The 15,428-nt window shown below is 34.2% G+C and carries 15 protein-coding genes; 8 read left to right on the top strand and 7 right to left on the bottom strand.

From position 1 onward, the window contains the following. Positions 1–478: 478 nt before the first annotated feature. From ACFX5D_RS13215 to dnaA, 3 genes are read right to left on the bottom strand one after another with little or no spacing between them, the layout of a single operon-like run. Complete coding sequence (locus tag ACFX5D_RS13215; RefSeq protein ID WP_379858672.1) at positions 479–1,201, bottom strand: SAM-dependent methyltransferase; 723 nt, start codon at positions 1,199–1,201, stop codon at positions 479–481. A 59-nt stretch (positions 1,202–1,260) separates the two neighbouring features. Further along, positions 1,261–1,728, bottom strand: coding sequence for a low molecular weight protein-tyrosine-phosphatase (locus ACFX5D_RS13210; protein WP_379858671.1), 468 nt, complete (start codon positions 1,726–1,728; stop codon positions 1,261–1,263). Between the two features lie 7 nt (positions 1,729–1,735). Beyond that, a complete protein-coding gene (dnaA, locus tag ACFX5D_RS13205) occupies positions 1,736–3,163 on the bottom strand; it encodes a chromosomal replication initiator protein DnaA (protein ID WP_379858669.1) in 1,428 nt (475 codons plus the stop codon). A 184-nt stretch (positions 3,164–3,347) separates the two neighbouring features. Here dnaA and ACFX5D_RS13200 point away from each other — a divergent pair, with 184 nt between their 5' ends. Continuing rightward, entirely contained in the window at positions 3,348–3,752 is a 405-nt protein-coding gene (locus ACFX5D_RS13200) for an acyl-CoA thioesterase (protein WP_379852104.1), read from the top strand. A gap of 29 nt (positions 3,753–3,781) precedes the next feature. Here the strand turns inward: ACFX5D_RS13200 and ACFX5D_RS13195 are convergent, their stop codons facing one another. Genes ACFX5D_RS13195 through ribD form a run of 3 tightly spaced genes read right to left on the bottom strand, consistent with a single transcriptional unit; the run spans position 3,782 to position 6,063 of the window. Next, the gene (locus ACFX5D_RS13195; RefSeq protein WP_379858668.1) at positions 3,782–4,411 is read right to left on the bottom strand and encodes an IMPACT family protein; all 630 of its coding nucleotides are present in this window, start codon (positions 4,409–4,411) and stop codon (positions 3,782–3,784) included. Positions 4,412–4,424: 13 nt separating this feature from the next. Further along, positions 4,425–5,027, bottom strand: coding sequence for an HAD family hydrolase (locus ACFX5D_RS13190; RefSeq protein ID WP_379858667.1), 603 nt, complete (start codon positions 5,025–5,027; stop codon positions 4,425–4,427). Then, the gene (gene ribD, locus ACFX5D_RS13185) at positions 5,020–6,063 is read right to left on the bottom strand and encodes a bifunctional diaminohydroxyphosphoribosylaminopyrimidine deaminase/5-amino-6-(5-phosphoribosylamino)uracil reductase RibD (RefSeq protein ID WP_379858665.1); all 1,044 of its coding nucleotides are present in this window, start codon (positions 6,061–6,063) and stop codon (positions 5,020–5,022) included. Before ribD ends, ACFX5D_RS13190 begins: the two co-directional genes overlap by 8 nt. 117 nt (positions 6,064–6,180) lie before the next feature. On the opposite strand from ribD, the gene ACFX5D_RS13180 reads away from it, so the two are divergent. After that, entirely contained in the window at positions 6,181–6,666 is a 486-nt protein-coding gene (locus tag ACFX5D_RS13180) for a GNAT family N-acetyltransferase (protein ID WP_379858664.1), read from the top strand. A 136-nt stretch (positions 6,667–6,802) separates the two neighbouring features. Next, entirely contained in the window at positions 6,803–7,657 is an 855-nt protein-coding gene (prmC, locus tag ACFX5D_RS13175; protein WP_379858663.1) for a peptide chain release factor N(5)-glutamine methyltransferase, read from the top strand. A gap of 231 nt (positions 7,658–7,888) precedes the next feature. Here the strand turns inward: prmC and ACFX5D_RS13170 are convergent, their stop codons facing one another. After that, the gene (locus ACFX5D_RS13170) at positions 7,889–9,130 is read right to left on the bottom strand and encodes an ABC transporter permease (RefSeq protein WP_379858661.1); all 1,242 of its coding nucleotides are present in this window, start codon (positions 9,128–9,130) and stop codon (positions 7,889–7,891) included. A gap of 372 nt (positions 9,131–9,502) precedes the next feature. Here ACFX5D_RS13170 and hisS point away from each other — a divergent pair, with 372 nt between their 5' ends. From hisS to ACFX5D_RS13145, 5 genes are all read left to right on the top strand, one after another. Continuing rightward, a complete protein-coding gene (gene hisS / locus ACFX5D_RS13165) occupies positions 9,503–10,873 on the top strand; it encodes a histidine--tRNA ligase (RefSeq protein WP_379858659.1) in 1,371 nt (456 codons plus the stop codon). 307 nt (positions 10,874–11,180) lie between these two features. Beyond that, positions 11,181–11,753, top strand: coding sequence for a nucleotide exchange factor GrpE (locus ACFX5D_RS13160; RefSeq protein ID WP_103999710.1), 573 nt, complete (start codon positions 11,181–11,183; stop codon positions 11,751–11,753). A 78-nt stretch (positions 11,754–11,831) separates the two neighbouring features. Further along, complete coding sequence (dnaJ, locus tag ACFX5D_RS13155) at positions 11,832–12,947, top strand: molecular chaperone DnaJ (protein WP_379858658.1); 1,116 nt, start codon at positions 11,832–11,834, stop codon at positions 12,945–12,947. Between the two features lie 140 nt (positions 12,948–13,087). After that, positions 13,088–14,008 (top strand): ABC transporter ATP-binding protein, encoded by a 921-nt coding sequence (locus ACFX5D_RS13150; protein ID WP_379858656.1) that lies wholly within the window; start codon positions 13,088–13,090, stop codon positions 14,006–14,008. Positions 14,009–14,094: 86 nt separating this feature from the next. Beyond that, the gene (locus ACFX5D_RS13145) at positions 14,095–15,411 is read left to right on the top strand and encodes an ABC transporter permease (RefSeq protein ID WP_379858654.1); all 1,317 of its coding nucleotides are present in this window, start codon (positions 14,095–14,097) and stop codon (positions 15,409–15,411) included. Positions 15,412–15,428: the final 17 nt, after the last annotated feature.

The raw sequence follows: 15,428 nt of genomic DNA, 5'->3' as shown, positions 1-15,428 counted from the left end.
AGACTTTTTTAATGTTTTTAAGTTTTAAGAATCATTTTATACACTAACATTTATTAATATTTGTAACCGCAACTGTAACCGCAACTGTAACTGCAAAGTCATTATTAGAGTTTTTTATATTTATTCATTCAGTCCAGTTACAAAGTGTTTAAACAATCCTTTTAAAGCGTTTAAATAGTATTTAAACGGCAAAAAATAACCCCCATTTAGTAATAAAATGGGGGTTTTAGCTATATTTGTTCGACTTAATAGTAGTAAGGCGTTTAAAGCGTTTAAAAATGATACTAGCGATGGTAGTTCAATGGAAGTAAACGGTAGATAAATGCACCTTTTAATTTTGGAGTGTTTTAGACCTTTTTTGTCGTGAAGTATTGAATTTGTTGAGTTTTTCGACCTTTTTTATATTACTTACTTATGTATGTTTTATTTTATAGCCCTTAAATGGATTGTTTAAACGATAATTTGTAATAGACAAACTTTACATTTTGTGTATGATAAAAATTGTCGGGCGTTTATGTAAATCGATGATTTCTTTTTTCCAAACTGCAATTTTCTTAGTCTTGATATATTCTGTTGGTAAGGTGATATCAGTAGCGATACATAAATGTGTCTCTGGATGGAGTGTTTGTACTAAATCTTCTAGTAATTTATTGTTGCGATATGGAGTTTCGATGAAAATCTGAGATTGATTTTTTTCGAAAGATACCCTCTCTAAGGTTTTAAAACTGGCTTTCTTTTCCTCTTTTTCGATAGGTAAATAGCCATGAAACGTAAAACTTTGACCGTTCATTCCTGATGCCATCATGGCCAAAAGAATAGATGAAGGACCTACCAAAGGAATAACCTGGATTCCTTTTTCATGGGCTAATTTTACAATCACAGCACCGGGATCTGCCACTCCGGGACAACCCGCTTCACTCATTAAACCTACATTTTTACCTTCCAATAAAGGTTTGATAAAATCTAAATGTTCTTTCGTTTCGGTGTGTTTGTTCAAAACAAAAAGCTTTAGCTCTGATTGTTTCTTCTCGGGACTAACTTCTTTGATGGATTTACGAGCTGTTTTATCATTCTCAACAATATAATAATCAATAAAATCAATACTTCTTTTTATAGTCTGTGGTAAAACATCCATAGGGTCACAATCACCCATCGTGGTAGGGATTAAATATAGTTTTCCTAAAGGAGTAGTTGATTTCATGGGTGTAATTTAATATTTCTAAAGCTGATTGTACGGGTTACTTTTTTAAACTCAATTTGTTAACGATGTTTGGCTATTAATTGCTTGGCAATAACATTGCACGCATCATCTAACATATTGTAAATAATTTCAAAACCATTTGGTAAACCAAAGTAAGGATCGGGGACATCTACATTTTCGTCAGGAAATAAAGCATTTAATACAAGATGAACTTTTTCCCTTTGTTCTTGGTTTTGGGCAAGTTGCATTACATCATCGTAATTGGCATTATCCATTACAAATATATAGTCGAAAGAGTTAAAATCACTAGTACTGAATTGTCTTCCTTTTTGTGTTGAAATATCCAGATTGTATTTTTTTGCAACAGCAATGGAGCGATCATCAGGGGAACGACCGATGTGCCATGAACCTGTTCCTGCTGAATCTACTTTGAATTTATTTTTTGGAAGTTTCGAAGCCAATATTCCTTCAGCTAAGGGTGACCGACAAATATTTCCTAAACAAACCATTAAGATTTTTATAGGCATACTGCTTTTATAATGTTAATTTTTTATTGATGTCATCCACAAATTTTTTGAATTGTTTGTCGGTAGCCATCAAATTATCGACAGTTTTACAAGCATGTAATACGGTAGCATGATCCCGATCACCAATTTGCGAACCAATATTAGCCAAAGATGCTTTTGTAAATCTTTTAGCAAAAAACATAGCTAACTGTCTAGCTTGTACTACATGTCTTTTTCTAGTTTTAGATTGAAGTGTTTCTAAATCCAATTGAAAATAATCAGAAACAATTTTTTGTATGTAATCAATCGAAATTTCTCGTTTTACATTTTTGACGAATTTTTCAACGACACTTTTAGCAAGTTCCAGCGTAACCTCTTTCTTGTTGAAAGACGATTGTGCAATCAAGGAAATAATTGCTCCTTCAAGTTCTCGTACATTCGATTTTATATTACGGGCAACGTATTCAATAATTTCTTCCGGTATTTCAACACCATCTCTGTATAATATATTTTTCAGTATAGAAATTCTGGTTTCGTAATCCGGTTGGTGCAATTCAGCAGACAATCCCCATTTGAAGCGAGATAATAAACGTTGTTCGATATCTTGCATGTCAACTGGTGCTTTGTCTGAAGTCAAAATTACCTGTTTTCCATTTTGATGCAAATAGTTGAATATGTGAAAAAACACATCTTGAGTTCCCGATTTTCCCGAAAGGAATTGAACATCATCAATGATTAATACATCTATTAATTGATAGAAATGAATGAAATCATTTCGGTTATTTTTCTTTACCGAATCAATGTACTGTTGGGTAAATATTTCAGCTGAAATGTATAAAACCGTTTTGTCCGGATATTTATCTTTTATTTCAACACCTATAGCATGTGCTAAATGTGTTTTTCCCAGACCAACACCGCCAAAAATCAATAATGGGTTAAAAGATGTTCCGCCTGGTTTGTTGGCAACTGCCATCCCAGCAGATCTGGCTAATCTATTAGAGTCTCCTTCAAGAAAATTATCAAAACTATAATTCGCATTCAGTTGAGATTCAATTTTTAAATTACGAATTCCTGGAATTACAAATGGATTTTTTAACTCTGGGTTTAAATTCTTGAATGGAGCATCAACTTCTTGAGGCTTCATAGGGACTCTATTGGCACTAGGTAATTGTTCCGTAAACGGTTGTTTGTTACCATAAGTGTTTTCCATTCTGATTTTATAAAGTAACTTAGCGTTTTTTCCAAGTTCTTTAGTAAGTGCCACTTTTAATAATTTCACGTAGTGTTCTTCTAACCATTCATAAAAGAATTTGCTAGGAACTTGAATATATAATGCGTTATCGGTAAGTTCAACTGATTTGATTGGTTCGAACCAAGTTTTATAAGCTTGATCCTGAATGTTGTCTTTTATAAAAGACAAACAGTTTTCCCATACTGATTGAGCAGTTTTGTTCATAGATTCGGTTAAATTATTTTTATTTGGGTATTTATTATCCTACAAAAAAAAGAGTGTGTTTCTAATATTTTTCAGGGTAACAAATATGTGAACAATTTTCTGTAAAAAAAAATATAATAGGTAATAATTTTATAAATTAATGTTGTAAGGAGCTTTATAAATTTAAATTTTTAATAAATAATTAATGAAAGATCATCAAATTCAAGTTCGGGTTCGCTATTCAGAAACAGACCAAATGGGCGTCGTTTATCATGGAAATTATATCCCTTATTTTGAGATAGGAAGGGTAGAATGGCTGAGACACAAAGGGATTTCTTATAAAAGCATGGAAGAAAGTGGTATCGCTCTTCCTATTGTTTCAATGAATATAAATTATAAAAAATCAGCTCGATATGATGAGTTGCTTACTGTTCATACCGTTTTTAAAAGTCAGAGCTCTGTGAAGATAGAATTTGATTGCGCTATTTATAATGAATCAGAAGAGTTATTAACAACAGCCCAATTTATATTAGTTTTCGTGTCCTTAAAAACGGGTCGTCCAATGGCTCCACCGGATTACATTTTAGATTTGTTAAAAACTATCGAATAACTTATCAGAGAGATTTTTTTTTGTAGAAATTAGAGCCTTTTTATGTTGATTTCAAAAATAGAATTAAAAATGTCGAAAATTATTTCGGCATTTTTTTTTCGAGTTTTTATCTCGATTTTTCCTGTCGGCTGTTCAAATATTTCATTTATTTCCATTTCCTGAGTTACAATTTCTAATTTTTTTTCTTTGATTACTCGCATTACTTTATTCATATTGACGTAATCAAATGTGATTATAAAATGAATATCAATTGTTTTTTCGACTATTTTACAAGTTTGCAGAATCATTTGGGCAGTAGTTTTATAAGCAGAGATCAATCCTCCGACGCCCAATTTAACTCCTCCAAAAATGCGCACCACTACAATCAGGATATTGGTAACAGAAAATGACTGAATTTGGCCATAAATTGGCATCCCTGCGCTATTACTTGGTTCTCCATCGTCATTTGCTCTATAATTTATCATATCAGCACCTATTTGATAGGCATAGCAAAAATGCCCCGCGATAGGGTGTTCTTTTCGTAAACTGTCTATAATGGGTTTTACTTGGTCTTCGGACTGAATGGGGAAAGCATAACCAAAGAATTTGCTGTTTTTTTCTTTGAATAATACTGCTGAAGGGGAAAATTCAATGGTATTGTACGTATCTTTAAATTCCAAAAGGTATTGTTTTCTAAATTATTTTTTTGTCAAATAAATCGACAATATCTTCTTCGCCCACTTTTAGATGCCAAACGTCTATTCCTAACTCATGCGCAGCATCCGTATTTTCTTTTTTATCATCGATAAACAAAGTTCGTTTTGGAGACAATTCATGGTTGTTTAGTACGTAATTGAAAATTTCAGTGCTGGGTTTTCTGATTCCAACTTCAAAAGAAAAATATACTTTTTCGAAACATTGGTAAAAATCACTGTAAAAGGAAACACCGACTTTCTGTTCGAAAGTTTCTATATGAATTGAGTCGGTGTTGCTTAGTAAAAATAAGCGGTATTTTTTGGAGAGCATTTGAAGAAATTCCAAACGGTAAAGCGGGAAGTCTAAAAGAATCGCATTCCAAGCGGCTAATATTTCTTTAATACTTGCATTTGGGAGGTGTTTTTGAATACCAAAAAGAAAGTTTTCTCTTGAGATTTGTCCCATTTCAAACTGAATGTTTAAGTGGTCTAAGTCATCATTCCATTCTTTTAAACCTAATTTTTTTAGGCCATCCACAGTAGCTTGTTTATCCAGATTGATAAATATATCTCCAAAATCAAAAATAATAGTATTAATCATCGTTTTTAGATAGTATTAGTTCGTCATCACCAATTAAAAGTTTTTCGAACGATTTTCTAACCAATATTGGTGCTTTTATCCCTTCTTTAATTAGAGTGCTTCCAATAAAAATACGCGCTTCGTCCCAAAGATTGCAATCTATAAAGGTCTGTATCGTTTGTCTTCCTCCCTCAATAATTACGGATTGGATTTGATGTTTATAAAGTATTTCAGTGATTTGCGTTGCTATGTTTTGTTTGAAATCAATTACTTCAAAGATAATATTTTCTTTTTCAACTGCAGGTTTTAATTTCGAAAACACGATTGTTTTAACGTTGCTGTCAAATAGATAATGTTCGTTTGAAATGCGATTGTTTTGATCTAAAACCACCCGAATAGGATTAGTACCGATCCAATCCCTCACATCTAATTTTGGATTATCATCAATAACGGTTTGGGTTCCTACAAGAATGGCTTGTTCTTCACTTCTCCATTTATGCACCAATTGTCGTGAATGCTGATTGGTAATCCAAACTGGTTTTTTTTCTGATTTTTGTAAAGGAGCGATAAACCCATCTTTACTTTCGGCCCATTTCAAAATTATGTACGGTCTTTTCTTTTCATGAAAAGTAAAAAAGCGTTTATTCAGTTTATTGCATTCGGTCTCAAGAATACCAACGGTAACATGTATTCCAGCTTCGATTAATTTTTTGATGCCATTTCCAGCTACTTTTTCATTCGGGTCAACAGTTCCGATAACAACATTTGGGATTCCATTTTTTATAATCAAATCACAACAAGGTGGTGTTTTTCCAAAATGGCTGCACGGTTCTAAACTCACGTAAATAGTCGATTTATTCAAAAGCGATTTGTCTTTCACAGATTTTATCGCATTTACTTCGGCGTGTGGTTCTCCTGCTTTTTTATGCCAGCCTTCGCCGATGATTTTACCGTGGTAAACTATTACACTTCCAACCAAAGGATTGGGATAGGTTGTTCCCAAGCCATTTTTGGCCAATTCGATGCAACGTTTGATGTATTTTTCCTGTGTACTCACTATGCAAAAGTAGTTGTTTTTGAGTTTAGCCCCGAAATTTCTCGATTTGTTTTTAAACTTTCGAAAATTACATTAAACAATTTCTATTTTTGTGAGTAAAATTAGACCTGTTAAAAAATGGAAAATTACCGTATTAGAAAAATAAAAAAAGAGGACAATAGTGCAGTTGCAGCATTGATTAGAGCTGTTTTTGACGAATTGAATATTCCTAAAGTGGGAACGGCTTATGAAGATCCTTATTTGGATTTAATGTTTGAGGAATACAGCAAGCCAAAATCGGTTTATTACGTCGTTGAAAAACAAGGCAGAATTATTGGTTCCGCTGGAGTGGCTCAACTTGAAAGTGAAGCGGCGACTATTTGTGAATTGCAAAAAATGTATTTTTTGCCAGAAACACGAGGTTTGGGAATAGGAAGCCAAATGATGGCTAAATGCTTGCAAAGCGCTAAGGATTTTGGTTTCGAAAAATGTTATTTGGAAACGATGCCTTTCATGCTCGATGCACAGAAACTCTATAAAAAAACGGGCTTCGAATATATTTGTTCGCCTATGGGAAGCACTGGTCATACTTCATGTCCGGTTTGGATGTTGAAAGCGTTGTAAAAACTTCAAAATTCGTTGTTCAACATTCCTTATTCAAACTTTAAATTTTTTTAATGTTGAATATTCGATTTTGAATAACGAATTTCGAATCACAAACCTGAATATTCAATTTGGAATAACGAATAGTATAAAACCAATGAAAATAAAAGAATACAGAAGCCAATTTATTCAAGAACTCACTCCGATCTATGATGCGGGTGAAGCGGAAAGTTTTTTCTATTTGGTTCTTGAAGAAAAAAAGCAATTGAAGAGAATAGACTTGGCTTTGCATCCTGATCTTAATTTTTCAGAAGAAGAAAGTGTGGATTGGAACTTAATTTTGGAACAATTAAAAAAAGAAATTCCGATTCAGTATTTATTGGGTAAAACTAGTTTTTATGGATTGGATTTTGAAGTCAATGAAAACGTTTTAATTCCCAGACCGGAAACCGAAGAACTAGTGGATTGGATTATCAAAAGTAGTTCAGAGAGTAAGAAATCCAAAGATTTAAAAATTCTTGATATTGGAACAGGAAGCGGCTGCATTGCTATTTCATTGGCAAAAAACATTCCGAATTCACAGGTTTACGCTGTAGATATTTCTGAAAAAGCTTTGGTTACTGCCCAAAAAAATGCAGAACTCAATCACGTAAAGATTACTTTTAGCAATCAAAACATTCTTGATACCGAAGATTTGAAACAGCAATTTGACATTATCGTTTCCAATCCTCCTTATGTTCGAAATTTGGAAAAAGAGGAAATCAAGAAAAATGTTTTGGACAACGAACCCCATTTGGCTCTTTTTGTAGAAGATAATGATGCGTTGATTTTTTATAGAAAAATAGCGGAATTGGCTCAAAAAAACCTTTCAGAAAACGGGAAGTTATTTTTTGAAATTAATCAATATCTAGCAAAAGAAATGGTGGAGTTGCTCGAAAAAATGAATTTCAAAAACATCGAATTGCAAAAAGATATTTATGGAAATGACAGGATGATTAGTTGTCATTGCTAGGAACGAAGCAATCACATTTAGCTTAATTGTTACAAGCAAAAGTTATGGTTTAGTAGGGTGTGCGTAAGGGGTAGGAGCAAATTACCTTGTAATGCGGATGACCCGACCGCCTTAAAAAAAGGGGCAACTTGCATGTATGATGAGTTAGCCCCTTTTTTTAATGGGGTCACGCCCAAAATAATTGGATAATACAGTATGTGATTGCTTCGTTCCTCGCAATAATGCTAAAAACTACTCATATCGCAAAGCCTCAATCGGATCCAATAAAGCCGCTTTTACAGCAGGATATAAACCGGAAAATATTGCTACAAGAAAACTCGTAATAAAAGCTGCTGTTATGGCTCCCCATGGAATTACAAAAACAAAATTCATGGCTGTCGCAATGCCAAAACCAATTAATATTCCAAAAATTATTCCTGCCAAACCGCCTAATTGACCAATTAATAAAGTTTCTATAAAAAATTGAACGGCAATTGTTATTTTTTTAGCGCCCAATGCCTTACGAACACCTATTTCTCGAGTGCGCTCGGTCACGGAAACAATCATAATATTCATCAAAGCAATCGAAGATCCAAAAACGGTAATGATGCCAATTAGCCAAGATGCAAGTCCAAGATATTTGGTAATTCCCAAGATTCGATTAATTAGGTCGTCACTTCGAACTACTCCAAAATTATTGTCTTTTACCGGACTTAATTTGCGAACACTTCTCATCGTGCTTATGGCGTTGTCAATTGCTTGATCCAGCAATTCTTTTCTAGAAACCATGACGCTTGTCGTGTAATTTATATTTGGTGCTGTAAACAGGGAACGTGCTACTTGAATAGGAATCAAAATCCTTAAATCTTGCTTGTTGCCAAAAGTGGCTCCTTTTTCTTTTAAAACGCCAATAACTCTAAATCGGGCTCCTCTAATAGATATAATTTTGTCAATTGGGTTAACATCTTTAAGTAATCCCTTCTCGAAATCAGAACCAACAACACATACATAAGCATTGTTTTGAATATCAAATCCAGTAAAATTTCGCCCTGAACTTGTTTCTAAACCGGAATTAGTCATGAAATATTCGTCGACTCCAACAATTGCATTTTCAGGATCCGTTTTAGCCCCTTCATACTTCACTTCGGCAGTAGTTGTAGCCGTAAAAGAAAGCGAAGTTTCGGTAAAAGGATATTTATATTTATTTTTGAAAGCAACGGCTTCCGGGTAGGAAATGATTGGATTTATGATTTTTCGTTCCTCACCGCCTTGTCTTCGAGCCGTATTTTCGTACTGACTGACATTAAAAGTGTTGGCTCCCATGGAAGCAAAATCAGATGAAATCGTGTTTTCTAAAGCAGCAACAACAGTCAAAATTCCAACCAATGCGGTAATTCCAATAGCAATTATCAAAACCGTAAGAATGGTCCTTAACAACTGCGTTTTGATAGATCCTAAAGCGATCCGAATATTTTCTTTGAATAATTTTAGCATAGTTCCTATTTGACACGAAAATACAATTTTTGTTACAAATTTTCTTTTCTAAAAAACTAATTTATTTTTAGGAGCTATTTCCAGCTTTCGTTACAATCAAGCATTAAAAATAATGTATTTTCAATTGTCAAAAAGGAGCTTCCTTTGGTCGCTCTTTTTGCCAAGAAAATAATATTATTTTTAGCGCTTAATTTCCGCTCCAATCCGGGCTAAGGATTCGGGAAATAAAATGCGAATTTTTTTAGAAAGAATTATTTTAAAAAGTAAGATATTTGCAAAGAATTACAATTTTAGAATTCCGATCTGCGATTTTAAGTTGTTTGATAGTTTTTTTAAATTCGTAATTCATAATTCGTAATTTGTAAATCAACAATGGCATCAAAACCGAGCATTCCAAAAGGCACAAGAGATTTTTCCCCAACTGAGGTGGCAAAACGTCAATATATCATTCAGATTATAAAAAGTAATTTCGAGAAATTCGGTTTCCAACCTATAGAAACACCTTCATTCGAAAACTCCGAAACCTTAATGGGGAAATACGGAGAAGAAGGCGATCGCTTGATTTTCAAAATATTAAATTCCGGCGATTATTTGGCGAAAGCCAATGCAACTAATTTAGAAAATAAAGACAGTACCAAACTGACTTCAAGTATTTCCGAAAAAGCGTTGCGTTATGACTTAACCGTTCCGTTTGCTCGATACGTTGTACAACACCAAAACGAAATTGAATTTCCATTCAAACGCTACCAAATACAACCCGTTTGGCGTGCAGACCGTCCACAAAAAGGGCGTTTCAGAGAATTTTTTCAATGTGATGCTGATGTGGTAGGCTCTAAATCGTTGTGGCAAGAAGTGGAGTTGGTACAATTATATGACACTGTTTTTGCCGCATTGGGTTTAAAAGGGGTAACCATCAAAATTAACAATAGAAAAATATTATCGGGAATTGCCGAAGTGATTGGTGCATCAGATAAATTAATTGACTTTACAGTAGCTCTGGACAAGCTGGACAAAATAGGTGAGGATGGTGTGAAGAAAGAAATGATGGAAAAAGGGATTTCTGAAAAAGCCATCCTAAAAGTACAGCCGCTTTTCAGTTTTACCGGAACTATTTCGGAGAAAATAACGCAACTTTCTGTACTGCTTTCTGAATCAGAAGAAGGAATGAAAGGAGTGGAAGAATTGCGTTTTATTTGTGAGAATGTAATCAAATTGGGATTGAGTAATTCCATTTTAGATTTAGATGTAACATTAGCGAGAGGATTAAATTATTATACAGGAGCTATTTTTGAAGTGGCCCCGCCAAAATCGGTTGCAATGGGTTCCATTGGAGGTGGAGGTCGATACGATGATTTGACCGGGATTTTTGGATTGAAAAATATGAGCGGCGTGGGAATTTCATTCGGATTAGACCGAATTTATTTGGTCGTCGAAGAGCTGAATTTATTTCCGGAAACAGTTACGGCAACTTCTAAAGCATTATTTATTAATTATGGCGATAAAGAAGCTTTGTATGCGTTGCAAGCCATTCAGAAATTGAGAGCTTCAGGAGTAAAAGTAGAATTGTATCCTGATAATACAAAGTTGGCGAAGCAATTTCAGCATGCGGATAAACGAGGAATTCCTTATGCAGTGATAATCGGAGAACAGGAAATGGCATCGGAAAGTTATTCGCTTAAAAATCTAATTACGGGAGAACAGGTTTCGCTTGATTTTGAAAATTTATTGGTGGTACTTTCATAGTTTTATGACTTTACAGCATAAAAAAAGCTTCGTTTAAAAACGAAGCTTTTTTTAATATAATACAATGGTGAATTAATAATTTTTTAGGGAACCTTTCGTTTTTATTTTATACTTAAAAAAAACTTATACAAATGTATGCAAACTATATAGAGATAATCATAAAATTATATTAAAATTTATATAATACAGAGGTCTTTGTTTTACAAAGAATAAAATGAAAATTAAGGGGTGTTTTTATAAAAGAGTGACAATTTGACATTTTAAAAGAATTGGCAGTACTTTTGCAATCCATAGAAAAGAATAAAAAATGAAGTTTAAGAATATTTTTAAAAATATAAGTAATATGACTACTGAAAATACAGAAATCGATCAAGAAATAGATGAAGTAACATTAGAAAATAATGCGAACGGAGAACAGCTTATTATTGAGGAATTAAGTGTAGAAGAGCAATTAACTCAAGACTTAGCGAAGGAAAAAGATAAGTATTTACGTTTATTTGCTGAATTTGAAAATTACAAACGAAGAACTACAAAAGAGCGTATTGAGTTGTTTAAAACAGCTAACCAAGAGGTTTTACTTGCAATGCTTCCTGTTTTAGATGATTTTGACAGAGCTTTGGTGGAAATTAGCAAATCAGAAGATGAACTTTTATTGAAAGGTGTTGAACTTATCCATGAAAAATTAAAAAATACTTTAGTTTCCAAAGGATTAGAACAAGTTGAGATTAAGGCTGGTGATGTTTTTGATGCCGATTTTGCTGAAGCAATAACGCAAATTCCCGCTCCGAAAATGAAAGGGAAAATTGTTGATATTCTTGAAAAAGGATACAAATTGGGAGACAAAATTATTCGTTTTCCTAAAGTGGTTATAGGGCAGTAGTAGTAGAGAAGCGATTTATCGCATCTTTTAGTGAGAGAGACGCGATAAACCGCATCTGTACGACATAAAAAAATAAAAATGAAAAAAGATTTTTACGAAATATTAGGCATTTCAAAAAATGCCGATGCTGCTGAAATTAAAAAAGCATACAGAAAACAAGCAATAGCACATCATCCTGACAAAAATCCTGGAGACAAATCGGCAGAAGAAAAATTCAAATTAGCAGCCGAAGCATATGAAGTGTTAAGTGATGCTCAGAAAAAAGCTAAATATGATCAATACGGTCATCAAGCATTTGATGGTTCAGGTGGTTTTGGCGGAGGTGGTCACGGCGGAATGAATATGGATGACATATTCAGTCAGTTTGGTGATATCTTCGGTGGTGGTTTCGGAGGATTTTCAGGCGGTGGCGGTGGCGGAGTTCGTCGTGCTAAAGGAAGCAACCTACGTATCAAAGTAAAACTGACATTGGAAGAAATTGCCAATGGTGTTGAGAAAAAAGTAAAGGTAAAACGCAAAGTGCAGGCTCCGGGTGTTTCCTATAAAACCTGTTCTACTTGTAACGGTCAAGGTCAGGTGATGAGAGTTACCAATACCATTTTGGGTAGAATGCAGTCTGCTTCAACCTGTCCAACTTGTGGAGGTTCTGGTCAGATTTTAGATAGAAAACCAGCAGAAGCGGATTCACAAGGCATGATTCTTGAAGACGAAACCGTTTCAATCAAAATTCCTGCGGGTGTAGTTGACGGAATGCAATTGAAAGTGTCTAACAAAGGAAATGATGCTCCGGGAAATAGTATTCCAGGAGATTTAATTGTTGCCATTGAAGAACTGGAACATGAATTCTTGAAACGTGAAGGGGAGAATTTGCATTATGATTTATACATCAGTTTTGCTGAAGCTGTTCTTGGAATTTCTAAGGACATCGAAGCGATAAACGGTAAAGTAAGAATTAAGCTGGAAGAAGGAATTCAGTCTGGTAAAATTCTTAGATTAAAAGGTAAAGGAATTCCAAATATCAATGGTTATGGTAATGGCGATTTGTTAGTACATGTGAATGTTTGGACTCCAAAAACATTGAATAAAGAACAAAAACTATTTTTTGAAAATGCCTTAACGGATGAGAATTTTATTCCAAATCCTGAAAAGTCAGATAAATCATTTTTCGAAAAAGTAAAAGATATGTTTTCGTAATACAGACGTAATTTATTCCGTTTGTTGTAAAATAAATAAAAAAACCCATCCTGGTAAAAAAACAAGGGTGGGTTTTTTATGTAACAATTATAACTATTTCGGTACTAATTATTTACTTTTACACCAATTAAAAATTTAGCATGAGTAATATACTTGAAGTTAATAAAGTCGTCAAGCAATACGGTGATTATGTGGCGCTTAACGAGCTTTCATTAACTGTTCCAAAGGGAAGTATCTACGGGCTTTTAGGCCCAAACGGCGCAGGGAAAACATCTCTTATCCGAATAATAAACCAAATTACATTACCGGATAGCGGCGAAATTATTTTGGACGGTGAAAAACTGCAACCCAAACATGTTCAATACATAGGGTATTTGCCCGAAGAAAGAGGATTGTACAACACGATGAAAGTGGGGGAGCAATGCTTGTATTTGGCTCAAATGAAAGGACTTTCCCAGGCTGAGGCCAAGAAACAACTCGAATATTGGTTTGACAGATTGGAAATTCAAGGATGGTGGAACAAGAAAGTCCAGGAGCTTTCTAAAGGAATGGCACAAAAAATTCAGTTTGTGGTATGCGTGTTACACAAACCAAAACTGTTGATTTTTGATGAGCCGTTCTCTGGTTTTGATCCCGTAAATGCCAATATTATTAAAGATGAAATTCTTGCGCTGCGAGAAAATGGAGCTACCATAATTTTCTCGACACATCGTATGGAAAGTGTGGAGGAATTGTGCGATCATATTGCTTTACTTCATAAGTCGAATAAATTGATTGAAGGAAAACTAGATGATGTCAAAAGACAATTTAAAACCAATAGTTACGAGGTGGGTGTTTTATCGGATAATGTAGAAGGTTTGATGTATGATATTACGCAAAAATTTACGGTTGGTCCTGCTAATTTCAAATCGCTTAACAACGAATTAAAACTAGAAATTCAATTGGGGAGTGCCACGCCAAACGAGTTGTTAAATATTCTGACACAACGCGGACAAGTGACGCACTTTGTAGAAAAAATACCCAGTGTAAATGATATTTTTATACAAACAGTAAGTAAATAGACTTCCTTAGACTTCTTAGGTTTTTAGAAAATCTAAAAGTTTATAATTTTAATAATCTAAAATGTCTAATCATCTAATAAACTAAAATGTCTATCATAGCATTAATCATAAAAAGAGAATTTATTTCCAAAGTTCGTAATAAGTCTTTCATAGTAATGACTTTTCTGAGTCCACTATTGTTTGTGGGAATAGCCGCATTTGTGGGCTATTTAAGCTCCATGAAAGCGGATACCAAACGAATCGCCATTCACGATGAATCGGGTTTGTTTGTCAAGGAATTCACTTCGAAAAATACTATGAACGGGGAATTTAAATATCTCGATTTGTCTCAGATAGATTTAAAATTTCTTAAAGATAGTATCACTAATGAAAGCTACGAAGGATTGTTATATATCCCAAAAGAAAAAAACACAAATGATTTTGAAAATAAGATACAATTTATTTCAAACAACAGTCCGAGTATTTCTTTCATCGAAAATATTCAGGAAATTATTGCAAAAAAGTTGACCAAAACTAATCTGGAAAATGCACATCTCGATACATTAGCGATAAAAAATGCAGAATCTAAAGTCAATATCAGCTTAACAAAAGCATCGGGCGAAGAAAGTGTAAAAGGACTTAACGAAATAAAAATCGGGATTGGTGGTGCTTTTGGCTATCTTATTATGATGTTCATTATCATCTACGGCAACATGGTGATGCGAAGCGTTATCGAAGAAAAAACGAACCGAATTGTTGAAATCATCATTTCCTCCGTAAAACCATTTCAATTGATGATGGGGAAAATTGTAGGAACGGCATTAGCAGGATTATTGCAATTCGTCATTTGGGCAGCTATCGGATTATCGTTAATGTTTGCTGCGTCACTATTTTTTGGTGTAAATGTTGGACCAACCGCTAGAATTTCACCCGAATTAATGCATACCGCCCAACAAGAATTTGCCGGAACCGCGCAAATGTATATTAAGGAATTATGGAATTTACCCATTGCAAGTATCTTGATTGGATTTGTGATTTATTTCATTGGCGGGTATCTTCTGTACAGTTCGTTTTACGCAGCAATTGGAGCGGCAGTCGACAATCAAACTGACTCACAACAATTTCTTTTGCCTATCATCATGCCATTAATGTTGAGTGTTTACATTGGTTTTTTTACCGTTATAAATGATCCACATGGGACAATTGCAGTTGTTTTTTCAATGATTCCGCTCACATCACCCATCGTTATGCTCATGCGAATCCCGTTTGGCGTACCTTGGTGGCAAATCGCAATATCAATAACACTATTATTCGGCACCTTCTTTTCAGTGGTTTGGTTTGCCGCCAAAATATACCGAGTAGGGATACTCATGTACGGCAAAAAACCAACATGGAACGAATTATACCGATGGTTGAAATATTAATACTTTGGTTTGTTTCC

The sequence above is a fragment of the Flavobacterium fructosi genome (genome assembly GCF_042787335.1).
In the GTDB taxonomy this organism is placed as follows: domain Bacteria; phylum Bacteroidota; class Bacteroidia; order Flavobacteriales; family Flavobacteriaceae; genus Flavobacterium; species Flavobacterium fructosi.
This window is presented reverse-complemented; position numbering and strand designations above follow the sequence as displayed.